14 protein-coding genes and 1 pseudogene are annotated in these 13,684 nt (G+C 62.7%); 8 read left to right on the top strand and 7 right to left on the bottom strand.

Annotation, left to right across the window (positions count from 1 at the left end; translation table 11 throughout):
* The first annotated feature begins 114 nt into the window (after positions 1-114).
* Positions 115-1,812 (top strand): caspase family protein, encoded by a 1,698-nt coding sequence (locus tag IVB13_RS27790; protein ID WP_085359416.1) that lies wholly within the window; start codon positions 115-117, stop codon positions 1,810-1,812.
* 94 nt (positions 1,813-1,906) lie between these two features.
* Here IVB13_RS27790 and IVB13_RS27785 read toward each other — a convergent pair whose 3' ends face one another.
* The 3 genes and pseudogenes from IVB13_RS27785 to IVB13_RS27775 form a co-directional block, all read right to left on the bottom strand.
* The gene (locus IVB13_RS27785) at positions 1,907-3,022 is read right to left on the bottom strand and encodes an ATP-dependent RecD-like DNA helicase (RefSeq protein WP_018453866.1); all 1,116 of its coding nucleotides are present in this window, start codon (positions 3,020-3,022) and stop codon (positions 1,907-1,909) included.
* An 89-nt stretch (positions 3,023-3,111) separates the two neighbouring features.
* A complete protein-coding gene (locus IVB13_RS27780; RefSeq protein ID WP_018453867.1) occupies positions 3,112-3,765 on the bottom strand; it encodes a NapC/NirT family cytochrome c in 654 nt (217 codons plus the stop codon).
* Positions 3,762-4,067 (bottom strand): annotated as a pseudogene (locus IVB13_RS27775) (nitrate reductase cytochrome c-type subunit); the annotation flags it as partial. The pseudogene IVB13_RS27775 and the gene IVB13_RS27780, both read right to left, overlap by 4 nt.
* Before the next feature lie 25 nt (positions 4,068-4,092).
* Between IVB13_RS27775 and IVB13_RS27770 the strand changes: the two are divergent.
* Positions 4,093-4,983 carry an acyltransferase family protein gene (locus IVB13_RS27770; protein ID WP_018453869.1) on the top strand — a complete coding sequence of 297 codons (891 nt, stop codon included), beginning with the start codon at positions 4,093-4,095 and terminating at the stop codon, positions 4,981-4,983.
* A gap of 98 nt (positions 4,984-5,081) precedes the next feature.
* Positions 5,082-6,287: an LLM class flavin-dependent oxidoreductase gene (locus tag IVB13_RS27765; RefSeq protein WP_018453870.1), complete on the top strand. Its 1,206-nt coding sequence runs from the start codon at positions 5,082-5,084 to the stop codon at positions 6,285-6,287.
* A gap of 28 nt (positions 6,288-6,315) precedes the next feature.
* Here IVB13_RS27765 and IVB13_RS27760 read toward each other — a convergent pair whose 3' ends face one another.
* The gene (locus IVB13_RS27760) at positions 6,316-6,810 is read right to left on the bottom strand and encodes a hypothetical protein (RefSeq protein WP_247490989.1); all 495 of its coding nucleotides are present in this window, start codon (positions 6,808-6,810) and stop codon (positions 6,316-6,318) included.
* 416 nt (positions 6,811-7,226) lie between these two features.
* Between IVB13_RS27760 and IVB13_RS27755 the strand changes: the two genes are divergently transcribed.
* Both IVB13_RS27755 and IVB13_RS27750 read left to right on the top strand, forming a co-directional pair.
* Positions 7,227-7,586, top strand: a complete 360-nt coding sequence (locus IVB13_RS27755) for a DUF2200 domain-containing protein (RefSeq protein ID WP_204512191.1) — start codon at positions 7,227-7,229, stop codon at positions 7,584-7,586.
* Between the two features lie 97 nt (positions 7,587-7,683).
* Positions 7,684-8,472 carry a helix-turn-helix transcriptional regulator gene (locus tag IVB13_RS27750; protein WP_247490987.1) on the top strand — a complete coding sequence of 263 codons (789 nt, stop codon included), beginning with the start codon at positions 7,684-7,686 and terminating at the stop codon, positions 8,470-8,472.
* A 112-nt stretch (positions 8,473-8,584) separates the two neighbouring features.
* On the opposite strand, the gene IVB13_RS27745 is transcribed toward IVB13_RS27750, so the two are convergent.
* Entirely contained in the window at positions 8,585-8,755 is a 171-nt protein-coding gene (locus IVB13_RS27745) for an RNA polymerase sigma factor region1.1 domain-containing protein (RefSeq protein ID WP_247453998.1), read from the bottom strand.
* A 293-nt stretch (positions 8,756-9,048) separates the two neighbouring features.
* Between IVB13_RS27745 and IVB13_RS27740 the strand changes: the two genes are divergently transcribed.
* Entirely contained in the window at positions 9,049-9,672 is a 624-nt protein-coding gene (locus tag IVB13_RS27740) for a hypothetical protein (RefSeq protein WP_247453999.1), read from the top strand.
* A 49-nt stretch (positions 9,673-9,721) separates the two neighbouring features.
* Here the strand turns inward: IVB13_RS27740 and IVB13_RS27735 are convergent, their stop codons facing one another.
* Together IVB13_RS27735 and IVB13_RS27730 are read right to left on the bottom strand one after the other, a co-directional pair.
* Positions 9,722-10,618, bottom strand: coding sequence for a tetratricopeptide repeat protein (locus tag IVB13_RS27735; protein WP_247454001.1), 897 nt, complete (start codon positions 10,616-10,618; stop codon positions 9,722-9,724).
* Between the two features lie 32 nt (positions 10,619-10,650).
* The gene (locus IVB13_RS27730) at positions 10,651-10,962 is read right to left on the bottom strand and encodes a hypothetical protein (RefSeq protein WP_247454003.1); all 312 of its coding nucleotides are present in this window, start codon (positions 10,960-10,962) and stop codon (positions 10,651-10,653) included.
* A 232-nt stretch (positions 10,963-11,194) separates the two neighbouring features.
* On the opposite strand from IVB13_RS27730, the gene IVB13_RS27725 reads away from it, so the two are divergent.
* Positions 11,195-12,361: a cytochrome P450 gene (locus tag IVB13_RS27725; RefSeq protein WP_247490985.1), complete on the top strand. Its 1,167-nt coding sequence runs from the start codon at positions 11,195-11,197 to the stop codon at positions 12,359-12,361.
* 360 nt (positions 12,362-12,721) lie between these two features.
* The gene (locus tag IVB13_RS27720; RefSeq protein WP_026232614.1) at positions 12,722-13,684 is read left to right on the top strand and encodes a sulfonate ABC transporter substrate-binding protein; all 963 of its coding nucleotides are present in this window, start codon (positions 12,722-12,724) and stop codon (positions 13,682-13,684) included.

Genomic DNA, 13,684 nt, shown 5'->3' with positions numbered 1-13,684 from the left:
GAAACGCGCCGCCTCCAGCGGCCCGGCTTGGCGACGACCGGAACTCCGCGCTAGATGAACCGGCGCGATCGGTGATCGACTTAAGAGAATCGTGGCTGGAGCTGACCTGACAACATGCTGCGCGTGGCATCCCTGACCCTCGTCGTCGTGCTCGCCATCCTGGCCGGCTGGAGCTCGCTCGCGGCGGCCGAACCGCAACCCGGCGACGACCTCGCCATTTGCCGCGACCGCCAGGCGGATGCACAGGCGAGGGCGCAGGCCTGCGACAAGCTGCTCAACGCCGACCGGCTCACCGGCAAGGACAAGGCCATCGCGCTCTCCGTGCGCGGTAACACACTGCTCAACAAGCGCGACTACGGCCACGCCATCGAGACCTTGTCCATGGCCGTCGACCTCGATCCCGACAACGTCGTCACGCTCAATTTGCGCGGCCTCGCCTATGAGCGGACGGGCCAGGACGATCATGCGATGGCGGACTACGACCTCGCGCTCCAGAAGCGCCCGACCTACGGTGTCCCCTACAACAACCGCGGCGTCATCCAGTTGCGCCGGGGTGCGCTGCAAAGCGCGCTCGACGATTTCAACCTGTCGATCAAATACGCGCCCAGGTTCCTGCTCGGCTACACCAACCGCGCCCGCGTGCGCACGCTGATGCAGGATTTTGACGGCGCGATTGCCGATTTCGCGGAGGCCGAGAAGATCGAACCGGCCGCGCAGCAGATCACCGGCAACCGCTGCATCACCTACGGCATGATGGGCAAGTTCGACCAGGCCTTCGCCGACTGCAACGGCCTAATCGAGAAGCAGCCGAAGAACACGTACGCGATCAACAATCGCGCCGACGTCAACATGTTGAAGGGCGATTTCGACGCCGCGCTGAAGGACTACAACACGGCCATCCAGATCAACCCGAACAACGTCCGGGCACATTCAGGTCGCGGCCAGATCTACGAGCGCAAGAAGGATCTCGCCCAGGCCCGTGCCGACTATCGTGCGGCGGCCTATTCGCTGACGAAGTTCGACGAGCTCGACGTCGCGCGCGCCCGCGCGATCGCGCAGGAGCGATTGGCCGCGCTGACCCCGCAGGCACCGGCCGGATCCACGGGGCGCCGTGTGGCGCTGGTGATCGGGAACGGCGCCTACAAGAACGTCCACGCCTTGCCCAATCCGCCACGCGACTCGAAAATGATCGCAGCCGCGCTGCGCGATGTCGGCTTCCAGACCGTGATATCCGTCAGCGACCTCACCCGCGACAAGTTCTTCGAAGCGTTGCAGACGTTTGCCGCCGAGGCGGAGAAGGCGGATTGGGCGGTGGTCTATTATGCCGGCCACGGGTTCGAGATCGGCGGCGTGAATTATCTCGTTCCCGTCGACGCCAAGCTCGCCGCCGACAGGGACGCCGAGACCCAGGCGGTCGCGCTGGAGCAGGTGATCGCGGCGGTGGGCGCTGCGCGAAAAGTGCGTCTGGTGATGCTGGATGCCTGTCGCGACAATCCGTTCGCGCCGACCATGCAGCGCACGCTGTCGCTCAAGCTCGTGGACAAGGGCTTTTCCAACATCGAGCCGGGCGCCGGCTTCATGGTGGTCTACGCCGCCAAGCACGGCGAGACCGCGATGGATGGCGACGGCGGCGCCGACAGCCCGTTCGCCACCGCGCTCGCTCGCGAGATCAAGATGCCGCGCGTCGAGATCCGAAAACTGTTCGACATCGTTCGCGACGATGTCTGGCTTGTGACCAAGCACGAGCAGCAGCCGTTTTCCTACGGCTCGCCGCCGGGGCGCGAGGATTTTTATTTCGTCGCGGGGAAGTGACTTCGTAGCCCGGGTGGAGCGCAGCGAAATCCGGGAATCACGATCGCGGAGCTAACCCCGGATTACGCTGCGCTCCATCCGGACTACCGCAGTTTCAAACCACGATGCTCAGCCGCTTCGCCGCCCGCGTGATGCCCGTGTACAGCCACCTCGCCCGGCTCTCCTGAAACGCAAAGCTCTCGTCGAACAGCACGACGTCGTCCCATTGCGAGCCCTGCGACTTGTGCACGGTCAGCACGTAGCCGTAGTCGAACTCGTCATAGGGCTTGCGCTGCTCCCAGGCGATCGCCTCGACGCCGCCCTCGAAGCAATCGGCGCGCACCGAGACCTTGGTCACCTTGTGGCCGAGATCCTCGTCCGGCGACAGTCTCATGCTGAGAATGCGGGATTTCGAGCGCGAGGTGTTGCGCGACTTCACGCGCCACAGCCCGCCGTTGAACAGGCCCTTCTTGCGGTTGTTGCGCAGGCAGACCAGCTTGTCGCCGGCGACGGGGAAGATGTCCTCGATGTTCTGGCGCTGGCGCACCCGCATGTTGTACGCGCGTCGCGTGTTGTTGCGGCCGACCAGCACCTGGTCGGCGGCCATGACGCGATCAGGGTCGAGCTCCTTGCGCGACACCACCTCGCTCTCGCCGTAGCGGCCGATGTCGAGCTCGCGGCCCTCGCGGACGTCCATCGACATCCGCACGATCGGATCGTCCTGGGCCTGGCGGTGCACCTCGGTCAGCATCGCGTCGGGCTCGGTATTGGTGAAGAAGCCGCCGCCCTGGATCGGCGGCAGCTGCGCGGGATCGCCCAGCACCAGCAGCGGGCAGTCGAACGACATCAGGTCGCGGCCCAGTTCGGCATCGACCATCGAGCATTCGTCGATCACGATCAGCTTGGCCTTGGAGGCCGGGGCGTCGTCCCACAGCTCGAAGCTGGGCTGCTCCTCACCGGATTCGCGGGTGCGGTAGATCAGCGAATGGATGGTGGAGGCTTCGTCGCACCCCTTGTTGCGCATGACCAGCGCCGCCTTGCCGGTGAAGGCGGCGAACTTCACCTCGCCGTCGACGCCGTCGGCGATGTGCCGCGCCAGCGTGGTCTTGCCGGTGCCGGCATAGCCGAACAGGCGGAACACCGGCGGCGTGCCGTTGCGGCCGGGTTTGGCCTTGAGCCAGTCGCCAACGGCCTTGAGCGCGGCATCCTGATGCGGGGTGAATGTGGCCATGTCTGTCTTGAGGAGGGGGCGAAAACGGAGCGATTCGCCAGCCCCAAAACTAACCATTCGCACCGCTGGTTCAAGCCGGGCGGGGCGCCCTATTGCCAGCCGGGAACGCCGCGCATGTCGGGCAGATGGTGGGCGATGCCCTTGTGGCAGTCGATGCAGGTCTTTTCCTTGGTGAACAGGAAGCGCTGGTGCGCGACCGAGGCGCGCGGCGACTGCTTGGTGATGTCCATGGAATCGGCGCTGTGGCAGTTCCGGCATTCCAGCGAATCGTTGGACTTGAAGCGCGCCCATTCATGCGCCGCCAGTTCGAGCCGGTGATCCTGGAATTTCTCGCGGGTGTCGATCGTGCCGAAGATCTTGCCCCAGACCTCCTTGGAGGCCTGCATCTTGCGGGCGATCTTGTCGGTCCAGTTGTGCGGCACGTGGCAATCCGGACAGGTCGCGCGCACGCCGGAGCGGTTGGCGAAATGGATGGTCGACTTCAGCTCGGCGAAGACGTTGTCCTTCATCTCGTGGCAGCCGGTGCAAAATTTTTCGGTGTTGGTCAATTCCAGCGCGGTGTTGAAGCCGCCCCAGAAGATCACGCCGGCCATGAAGCCCGCCAGCACCAGCACGCCGAGCCCGAACACCGAGCTCGGACGGATCAGCACCTGCCAGAGCTCGCGCGCGAAGTCCCAGCTTCGCGCGACGAAGCCGCGTCTGGCCTTCAGTCCCTCGCCGGGTTCATCAGCGGTCGTCGTCATCGGCGGCCACCGGGGCTTGCGCGCGACAGCAGCGTGTCGATGTCGGTGAAGTCGTTGCTGACGGGCGGATTGGCGGTGTTCTGCGGCACGTGGCATTCCGTGCAGAAGAAGCGGCGCGGCGAGATCGAAGCCAGAAACTGGCCGTCGCGGTCCATGAAGTGGGTGATCGAGACCATCGGCGCCTGCGATTCCGCGATGCGCGCCCGCGCATGGCAGGACAGGCACTTGTTGCCGTTGAGGTCGATCTGATAGCCGTCGATCGTGTGCGGGATCACCGGCGGCTGCTCCGGATAGTTGCGCACGGGTTGGCCGATCCTGTTCACGCCCATGTACTTCATCGCGATCTGGGCGTCTCATTTCCCGAACGGCGGCTGGTCCCGCAGCTGGCCACCGGTGCTGCCGAATTTCCCCCTGACCCATCTCTGGTTCATCTATGTGCTGCTGGAGCTTTATGTCGTCGTGCTGCTGCTGCGCGGCGCATTTGTCTGGCTAGATGCGTCAGGCAGGTGGCGAGCGGTGATTGACCGCGTCTTCGCCGGGATCATGAAAAGTCCGCTGGCCCCCCTTGTTCTGGCAATCCCGATCGGCGCCGCCTTCTGCCTCGACCAACGCTGGATCAACGTGACGGGCGTGAGGACGCCGGATCAATCGCTCGTCACCAACGCGCAGGCCTGGATTGGCTTCGGCACCGCCTTCGCGATCGGCTGGCTGCTGCATCGGCAGATCGATCTGCTGCGACTGATTGAGCGGCGCTGGCTCCCGCATCTTCTGCTCGCAATCACTCTGATCCTGATCAGTTTCGTGCTGGTTGGGGCGATGACGTCCGCGCCGGGGGCACTGAAACTGCCTTTCGGCTTCGCCACGCTCCGGCTTGTCTCCGTGATCCTGTATGCGCCGGCGATATGGATTTCGACCTTTGCGGTCATCGGCCTCGCGCTCCGCTTCATGTCCGGCTTCAGCCCGACCTGGCGCTATCTCGCCGATGCATCCTACTGGGTCTATCTGATCCACCTGCCGATCGTGATGGCGCTGCAGGTCGCGCTGTCGCAGCTCGACTGGCCCGGTCTGATCAAGTTCGGTGTTCTTCTCGTCGTCGCGCTTCCTCCGATGCTGGCGAGCTATCATCTGCTGGTGCGCTTCACCTTCATCGGCGTGGTCCTGAATGGCCGCCGCGCCGAAAAGCACCTTCTCCCGCAAGGCGGAATTGCGACTGCGTAGACAGCGCCGCCCCGCCCATTAAGATGCCCGCAACAAAAACATAAGCGGCAAGAAAATTTGCAAGAAAACTTGCAACAAAACCTGGGAGAGACGGCGTCATGAAGTTCGGCATCTTCTATGAGCTGCAACTGCCACGGCCGTGGGTGGCCGGCGACGAGCTCAGCCTCTATCAGAACGCGCTGTCGCAGATGGAACTCGCAGACAGCCTCGGCTACGACCACGCCTGGGTTGTCGAGCATCACTTCCTCGAAGAATACTCGCATTCGCCCTCGCCGGAATCGTTTCTCGCAGCCGCGAGCCAGCGCACCAAGAACATCCGGCTCGGCCACGGCATCCTCCAGCTCACGACCAACCACCCCGCACGTGTCGCCGAGCGCGTCGCGGTGCTCGATCTGCTCTCCAACGGCCGCTGCGAATTCGGCATGGGCGAGAGCGCCTCCATCACCGAGCTCACGCCGTTCGGCCGCGACATGGAGACCAAGAAAGAGGTGTTCGAGGAGGCCGTCGCCGCGATCTTCCCGATGTTCAAGGACGCAGGAAGCGAGCACCACGGCAAATATTTCGACATCCCGTTGCGCAACGTCGTGCCAAAACCGGTGCAGAAGCCGCATCCGCCATTGTGGATGGCCTGCTCGCAGCTGCCGACCATCGAGCGCGCCGGCCGCCAGGGCTTTGGTGCGCTCGGCTTCCAGTTCGTCAGCGCAGACGCCGCGCACGCCTGGGTGCACGCCTATTACAACGCCATGACCAAGCGTCTCGCCAAGCTCGCCGACTACGAGATCAACCCGAACATGGCGCTGGTGTCGTTCTTCATGTGCGCAAAGACGGACGAGGAGGCGCGTGCGCGCGCCGACGGCGCCACCTTCTTCCAGTTCGCGCTACGCTTCTACGGCGCGTCGCAGAATCGCCAGCGTCCGGCGCCCTATACCGTCAACATGTGGGACGAGTACAACAAGTGGAAACGCGACAATCCCGAGGCGCAGGAGGCTGCGCTGCGCGGCGGACTGATCGGCTCGCCCGAGACGATCCGCAGGAAGCTAAAGCGCTTCCAGGGCTCGCATATCGACCAGGTCATCCTGCTGAACCAGGCGGGCAAGAACAGCCACGAGCACATCTGCGAATCGCTGGAGCTGTTCGGCCGCGAGGTGATGCCGGAATTCCAGAACGATCCCGCGCAGGCGGCCTGGAAGCAGGGCGTCATGAGCGGCGAGATCAAGCTCGAGGAGATCGACACGCAGGCGTTCACCGACCGCTATGGCAAGCTCGCGATCAACGTTCCGCCGGCGAAGGCGGCGGCGGGGTAGGGTCTTTCGCCGCTGCGGCCGGCTGAGTTTATTTGGATTCGGTTTTCGTCTGGATGTTCTGAACGGCTCCGCCCACCGGAGTCCACTGCACGCGGCCATCCAAAGCGGAGAAGTTTAGACCACCGCCGGTCCCGAAGAGAACCATGTGACCCGAGCTGACGGAGTCCACAGCGAGCGTCGCACGGGGAAGTTTTGCAGCATTGTACATCGTCAAGGACGCATCCTGATGATCGTTCAGGGACAGCACTGCCCGCTGACCCTGCTCCGTATCGAGGAGCGACACCGAAGGTACGCCATCCTGGCGAAGCCCGATGCTGAGACGCACCTTCTCGCGGCTATCCAAGAGCGAGATGTGCGGCGTTCCGTCGGAAGTGGATGAGATCAAGGCGACGATTTTGCCGGTGCCATTTCGCAAGGCAATTGTTTCCACAGACAGGGTCTTGGCCTTGACTGTATCGGCATTAGCGGTCGCATGCCATTGCGATGAAATGATCGCCGCAGCCGCCAGGATCGTAGCCCCCAAACGCTCCAACTCATAGCCTTCAGCGACCGGTCCTGCCGCTGGATATGCGATGCGAGATTTTCAAGCGTGGGTTCGACCTTGAACATAGCTGCGCCTTTGCCTTGGAGTAAGCTTCACATCCGAGCATACCCTGCTGGGTGCGAATTCTGCTAACCTAGCAGGGGGTGCCGGCAAAACACTGTCGAGACAGTCACCTCAGCGGCCGCCCGGAAGGTGGTTGCGCTGGCACGATGCAGAGTGCCGCAACTGCCTTGAACGCTCAGTGACCGATATCACGGGCGCTTTGATCGGCGTTTGGGAGCGCATTTGCCGCCGTATATTGCTTCGCGGGGCATCTCAGTCAGAACCTCTACAGGCAACTCCATCGATGATATCGTATCGGCCTTCGGCCGTAGCGAGTGATCCATGGAGTGGTCATGGCGAAACACAGGATCTATACCACCAGCTTCGCAAGCGTTTACCCGCTTTACGTTGCGAAGGCGGAGAAGAAAGGGCGCACCAAAACGGAGGTTGATCAGGTCATCTCCTGGTTGACAGGCTATGGTCAGAACGAGCTGGAAGCTCAACTGGAGCAGGGGACGGACTTTGAAACCTTCTTTGCGAAGGCCCCCAAGATCAATCCTTCGCGAACCCTGATCACAGGCGTGGTTTGCGGCGTCCGGGTCGAGGACGTCAAAGAACCCACGTTGCGAGAGATCCGCTACCTGGACAAGCTGATCGATGAGCTGGCGAAGGGAAAAGCAATGGACAAGATTCTGCGCAAAAGTGCTTCCTGAGCCCCCGGCGACGTCGCAGGAGATATCGGGCGACACCCGCCTTCCGCTGCGCGGCCATTGCTGATAAATTTCGTCAAAAGGCGATGGGGAGAAAACGATGCGCCCTCACGGGACGCCCGCAAAGCCGGCGGCTGGCGATGTCACACCCGCGGTGCTTGCCATCGGTCGTCCGGATTTTCCTGATGTCCTGATCGATACACTGCGTCGGCAGGCCGGGGTCGGGCATTGCATGGTGTTCGCGCTGAGCCGCGCGGGCGCCGCACACTGCCTGCTCGATGCCGGCAACATCCCGATCGGCGGCGATCTCGGCGCTGCCTATGCCGGCCAGTTCCACCAATCCGATCCCAACCGCGATGCGCTGTTCGAAGGCGAGGGCCGCGCGCCGCTCGTGCTGCCCGCCTTCGCGCCGCGCATGTACGGCGCCCGCTACCGCAAAATGTTCTTTGTGGATTCCGGCATCGTCGACAAATGCGCGACCGCGATCTGGGTCGATGACACCTGTTTCTACGTCAATTTCTATCGCATCGCTGTCCAGGGCCGCTTCAGCGATGCCCAGCGTGCGCGGCTTGAGGCCATCGCACCGGCCATCAGTGCGAGCGTGGCACGCCATTTCCAGCACGGCTCGGCAGCGACGACCGAGCAGTCTGTCGCCGCGCTATTCGCGACGCGCGCGCCCCTCGCCAGCCTCACCCCGCGCGAGCAGGACGTTTGCCGGCGCATCCTCTCCGGCTTCAGCTCCGAGGCGATCTCGCAGGCACTCGGCATCAGCCTGCATTCGACGCTGACGTACCGCAAGCGCGCCTATGAGCGGCTCGGCATCTCGTCACAAAGCGAGCTGTTTGCGATCGTGCTGCGCCTGCTCGCCGGCCCCCGCAGCCTGAACTAAGAGTACTCCAGTCCCGCGAGTCCCTGCTTCCGAGAGCAAGGCGGACACGCTGCCCGCCCTCCGCGACTGTCGCTCTGTGAACTATTGTAGGCGATATAACCAGAGTCAGGTTTCAGTCTCCTTCAATCCAAACCCCCGCTTCACTTAGGGCGCTGAGAACGCGTTCAACGTCTTTGGGATCAAGTGCGCTGCTGTCACACAGCTGATTCAGATCATCGAAGGTAATCTTGCCGTTCCGTTCACCGATTTCGATGGCACGTCGAATGATTTCCGCCACGCTCATGTTCTCTCCGCTTCAGCAGCCTCTACTATACGGGAGAGAGACGGGGTCTGGCCCATAAGTGAAGATCGAAACTTCGTCCTGCACGGATGCTGCCGGGATACGGCCCGGTGCTAAACCGATGCGGACCTAGCCCCCGCGATCGATAAAGTTGAAACCAAATCGTAAAACCCACCGAAGCGGAGCCCCTGTATTAGCTTGGAGATCTGCTAGCTTGATCGGAAGAGATGTCGATTACTATGTCTCGCGGTTCCCCAGTGACCGGACCTTCGCTCATCGAAAGAATCGAGCTGTGGATGTCGAAAAGCCGCGTGGTCGACGGCCTCTGGATCGGATGCTTTTCATCGGATGATCCCGAGGGAGCCCTGCAACGCGTCGAAGCCGCGCTGCGGCTGATCGAACGGTTTGCTCCACTTCACTACCGGCGCATCAAGACCAGCCTTTCTCGTATCTGGGTGCAATTGATTCCGCACGGCGCCGGATGCTATCAGCATTCAATAAGCGCCTGCCTGCTCGACGTGCGTGTCGTCGATTCTGAAAGCACGACAGTCGAATGGATCGCGTCCGCCATCGTACACGAGGCGACCCATGCAAGGCTCGAGAACTGGGGCATCCACTACTATGAAGCCGTGCGCCCCCGGATCGAGCGGATCTGCGCCAGAAGAGAGTTGGATTTTGCTGGGCGTCTGTCGGACGTCGACGCGTTGCGAGAAGAGATCGCTTGGAGGCTTGATTGGTGCCGTGAGGGGAGCACGCATTATACCGACCAGAATATGAGCCAGAGCATGGATCAGGGTATTGCGCAGACACTTCGTCATCTGGGAACGCCAGAATGGCTCATAACCCTCATGTTCAGGGTGAGAGATCTACGCGTTGGATTCCGCCGGTTCACGCGACGTATCGCGGGCGCTTTGGGGTAATGAACTCGGGGACGAAATGAAGTGGGGCGGGTCTGGCGGGAAATCCTCACTAACCCGACGATCGTTTCTCCAGAGCCGCCGCGATACTCTCCAAGGCAGCGTTCCTGCGCTTGCTTTCGACAAGTTCATTCTCGCACATCTGAACGATCGTCGGCCCGGACCACCGTCCGGGCGCCTGGGCGTCTCTCCGGCAACACAGCCAGATCACCACTGCAAAAAAGGCCGCAGCAGCGAGCCATGATAACGCCTGCCCCCGGTCAAAGTCCGCGATGGCGCCACGGAAATCGCCCCTGGATAGGTAGGCAATGGCGCGACTGCTGTAGGCGGAGTAGTCGTGCGCATAGTCCGGATCAAGTGCGATCACCCGGTCGTAGTCGGCGATGGCACGATCAAAATTGCCCTTGGCGAAGTAGGCGTTGCCACGGGCGGTGAGGGCGAAACTGTTGTTCGCATCGAGCCGGAGACTCTCGGTATAATCCGCGATGGCGCGGTCGTTGTCGCCTTTGGCCTGATAGGCGTAGCCGCGCTCGCCGTATCCGGCCCGCTTTCCATAATCCGACAGGCCGCTTTCGAATGCGTCGTTGGCGTCCGCGATCGCCTGGTCGTACTGGCGCCGTTGGTTGTAGATATGCGCTCGATTGAGCCGCGAGCCGGCAGCTTTCGGGTCAATCCGGATCGCCTCGGTAAAGTCTTTCAAGGAGCGGTCGACGTGATCGGCCAGGTTTGTCCGCGACCAGGAGCAGCCGCGCGTATGATACAAGGCGGACAGGTCTTGATCCCTGTAGTCGCCGCTTTCGATCGCGCGCGTGCAGGCGGCGATGGTCGCGGCCGCGGGTTCGGTCGATGCTTTCAAGCACGCCTGATGGTCGTCGGCTGTCGCTGGCCCGCTGACGGCAGCGCTTGCTGCGAGCACCAGCCAGATCTGCGCAAAAATCCTCGAGCGCATACCCTTTGTTTCCGTGATAACCGGGGTACGAGCTAACCCGGCGACGGCTTTTCCAGCGCAGCCGCGATCCTCTCCAGCAACGCGTTGGTGCGCCTGTTCTCGGCGACCTGCTGCTCGTAGAGGTCGACCCAGCTCGTGCCGGATGATGGGCGTCGACTCGCACGCGAGTACCACAGCCAGATGCCCACCAGCACAAGGAACGGCAACCAGGATCCGATCAGGCTAATCACCCAGGGCTGCGGATCACCGCCTGGCCGGTTGAGCAGCGAAAACAAGACGACGAGAGCACCGACGAGACTGATCCACATAGCAGCGAGCATGAATCGAGAACGAAGCTTCGTCATTCCAGTCACGGCAGTTTCCCAGGTTGATCTCGCGGCGCACATGCTATCATTGGTTGATCGACCTTCCCATGCCCCCAGGCATGCAGCCGTGAGAACGTGGTTAGCCGTTTCTTTGCGAGGATCCGGCTTGTGATGACCCGCGCTGATGCGGTCCGTCCCCATCGCTAGGGACAGACGCTGGCGCCGGAGTTCGCTAGTCTAGCCCGAGGCAACAAGAATCCAGGAGGCTGCCTTGAGCACCGCGCCGCGCATCGACATCGACCCGGCCGCATTCTGGGCCGATCCATATCCGATGCTGGCAACGATGCGCAAGGAGGCGCCGATCGCCTTCGTGCCGCAGCTCGGCTCGACACTGCTGACGAGCCGCGACGATATCTCGATCTCCGAGAAGCAGATCGACGTGTTCTCCTCGCACCAGCCCGCGGGCCTGATGAACCGGCTGATGGGCCACAACATGATGCGCAAGGACGGCGAGGCGCATCAGGTCGAGCGCCGCGCGATGTTTCCAACGGTGTCGCCGAAGACGGTGAAGGCGCACTGGACCGCGCTGTTCCAGGCCCATGCGGATCGCATCATCGACGCGATCGCGCCCGGGCGAATCGATTTCATGCGCGACTTCGCGTTGCCGTTCTCAGGCGAATGCCTGAAGTCGATCACCGGCCTCACCAATATCGGCTTTGCCGACATGGACGCCTGGTCACAGGGCATGATCGAGGGCATCGCTAATTACAGCGGCGACGCGGCCGTCGAGGCGCGTTGCCATGCGGCGACGTCGGGCATCGATGCCGCGATCGACGACATCCTGCCGGTGATGCGCAAGCATCCCGACCAGAGTATCCTCGGCGTGCTCCTCGCGTCCGGCATGGCGATGGAGAGCGTGCGCGCCAACGTCAAGCTCGCGATCTCCGGCGGCCAGAACGAGCCGCGCAAGGCGATCGCCGGCACGGTGTGGGCGCTGCTGACCCATCCCGACCAGCTCGATCTCGTGCGCAAGGGCGAGGTGACGTGGCTCCAGGCCTTCGAGGAATATGCCCGCTGGATCTCGCCGATCGGCATGTCGCCGCGGCGCATCGCAAAGCCGTGGTCGATCCGCGACGTCGCCTTCGAAACCGATGAACGCGTATTCCTCATGTTCGGCTCCGCCAATCGCGACGAGAAGCACTTTGAACGCGCCGACCAGTTCGACGTGCGGCGTGATACGGCCAAGAGCGTCGCGTTCGGCGCCGGTCCGCATTTCTGTGCCGGCGCCTGGGCCTCCCGCGCCATGATTGCCGACGTCGCACTGCCGACCTTGTTCGCCCGTGCCGGCCGGCTCGAGATCGCCGACGACGAGCCGGTACGGATCGGCGGATGGGCCTTTCGCGGGCTGCAGAATCTACCGGTGAGATGGCTGCATTAGGCCGGCAGGGACCGGTCCATCCGCAACGCCGCCACGATGCCATCCTGCTCCTGTTTTGCCCGACGAGTCAAGGTGAATTTCGGATAAGCGTAAGTCATTGTTTTCGCGCGCCCCGGCTACTGTGCATGGGGTTGTTTTCGCGATTTTTAATTTCTCGGCTCGGTTGCGTGCGTTTTTCACATTCGCGTGCGGAAAAATATACCCTGCGTTCGCTCCGTGGATCGAAAGATTAATCATGCGCTCCGCCACGTGCGCAGTGCATGCATCGCTATTTTTCCGCGCGTCTCGACACCTCCGATAAGCCGCCCCATCATTCCCGAGCACGAATAAAGGACGGCCGCACGCGGCCGGGAGTGTCGGATGCAACGTCGGGATTTTCTCAAACTATCCGTTGGAACTGCGGCAGCCGCCGCATTCGTTTCGCACGCCAACGCGCAAGCAACGTCACAAGGCGCGGTGAAGGACATTCGTGTCGGCTACCAGAAGACCGGCGTGCTGGTTATCACGCGTCAGCAGGCCGCCCTGGAAAAGCATTTCGCGCCCCTGGGCATCGACGTGAAATGGGTCGAGTTCTCGTCGGGGCCTCCGATGATGGAGGCAATGAATGTCGGTAGCATCGATTTCGGCGCGGTCGGCGACTCCCCGCCGGTGTTCGCCCAGGCCGCGGGCGCGGCGATCGTCTATGCCGCCGGCCAGCCCATCACCAACGGGCAGGGCATCCTGGTGCCGAAGGATTCGCCGATCCGCGGCATCGCCGACTTGAAAGGCAAGCGCGTCGGCTTCACCAAGGGCTCCAGCGCCCACAACATCGTGGTGCAGACGCTCGAGAAAGCCGGCCTGACCTATGCCGATATCACGCCGGTCTATCTGACGCCGCCGGATGCCGGGCCTGCCTTTGCCAATGGCAGCATCGAGGCGTGGGCGATCTGGGATCCGTATTTCGCGATCGGCGAGACCAAGCAGGGCGGCCGCATCCTGATCAATGCGCGCGAAGTCACCAAGACCAATTCCTTCTTCATCGCCAACCGCGAATTCGCTAGGAATCACGGCGCCATCCTGCAGCAGATCATCGATGTGACGACCGCGGCTGGTCAATGGGCCGAACAGCACCGCGACGAGGTCGCCAAATCGCTCGCCGCGGTCACCGGCGTTCCACTGGACATCCAGACCGTCGCCGCCAATCGCGCGAATTTCGTGGTCGGCCCGGTCACCGACGACATCGTCACGACCCAGCAGGGCGTCGCCGACCGCTTCCACAAGCTCGGCCTGATCCCGAAGCCGATCGTGATCCGCGACATCGTCTGGCGCAACCCGGCAGCCTGA

Source organism: Bradyrhizobium sp. 17 (genome assembly GCF_023073515.1).
In the GTDB taxonomy this organism is placed as follows: Bacteria; Pseudomonadota; Alphaproteobacteria; order Rhizobiales; family Xanthobacteraceae; genus Bradyrhizobium; species Bradyrhizobium canariense_D.
This window is presented reverse-complemented; position numbering and strand designations above follow the sequence as displayed.

Bases quoted from the DNA above. Each gene is read 5' to 3' on its own strand.
- IVB13_RS27765 (WP_018453870.1), top strand. From the start codon at position 5,082: ATGAAGTTCGGCATCTTCTATGAGCTGCAACTGCCACGGCCGTGGGTG.
- IVB13_RS27745 (WP_247453998.1), bottom strand. From the start codon at position 8,755: ATGAGCGTGGCGGAAATCATTCGACGTGCCATCGAAATCGGTGAACGG.
- IVB13_RS27790 (WP_085359416.1), top strand. From the start codon at position 115: ATGCTGCGCGTGGCATCCCTGACCCTCGTCGTCGTGCTCGCCATCCTG.
- IVB13_RS27740 (WP_247453999.1), top strand. From the start codon at position 9,049: ATGTCGAAAAGCCGCGTGGTCGACGGCCTCTGGATCGGATGCTTTTCA.
- IVB13_RS27750 (WP_247490987.1), top strand. From the start codon at position 7,684: ATGCGCCCTCACGGGACGCCCGCAAAGCCGGCGGCTGGCGATGTCACA.
- IVB13_RS27785 (WP_018453866.1), bottom strand. From the start codon at position 3,022: ATGGCCACATTCACCCCGCATCAGGATGCCGCGCTCAAGGCCGTTGGC.
- IVB13_RS27730 (WP_247454003.1), bottom strand. From the start codon at position 10,962: ATGACGAAGCTTCGTTCTCGATTCATGCTCGCTGCTATGTGGATCAGT.
- IVB13_RS27755 (WP_204512191.1), top strand. From the start codon at position 7,227: ATGGCGAAACACAGGATCTATACCACCAGCTTCGCAAGCGTTTACCCG.
- IVB13_RS27780 (WP_018453867.1), bottom strand. From the start codon at position 3,765: ATGACGACGACCGCTGATGAACCCGGCGAGGGACTGAAGGCCAGACGC.
- IVB13_RS27720 (WP_026232614.1), top strand. From the start codon at position 12,722: ATGCAACGTCGGGATTTTCTCAAACTATCCGTTGGAACTGCGGCAGCC.
- IVB13_RS27735 (WP_247454001.1), bottom strand. From the start codon at position 10,618: ATGCGCTCGAGGATTTTTGCGCAGATCTGGCTGGTGCTCGCAGCAAGC.
- IVB13_RS27770 (WP_018453869.1), top strand. From the start codon at position 4,093: ATGTACTTCATCGCGATCTGGGCGTCTCATTTCCCGAACGGCGGCTGG.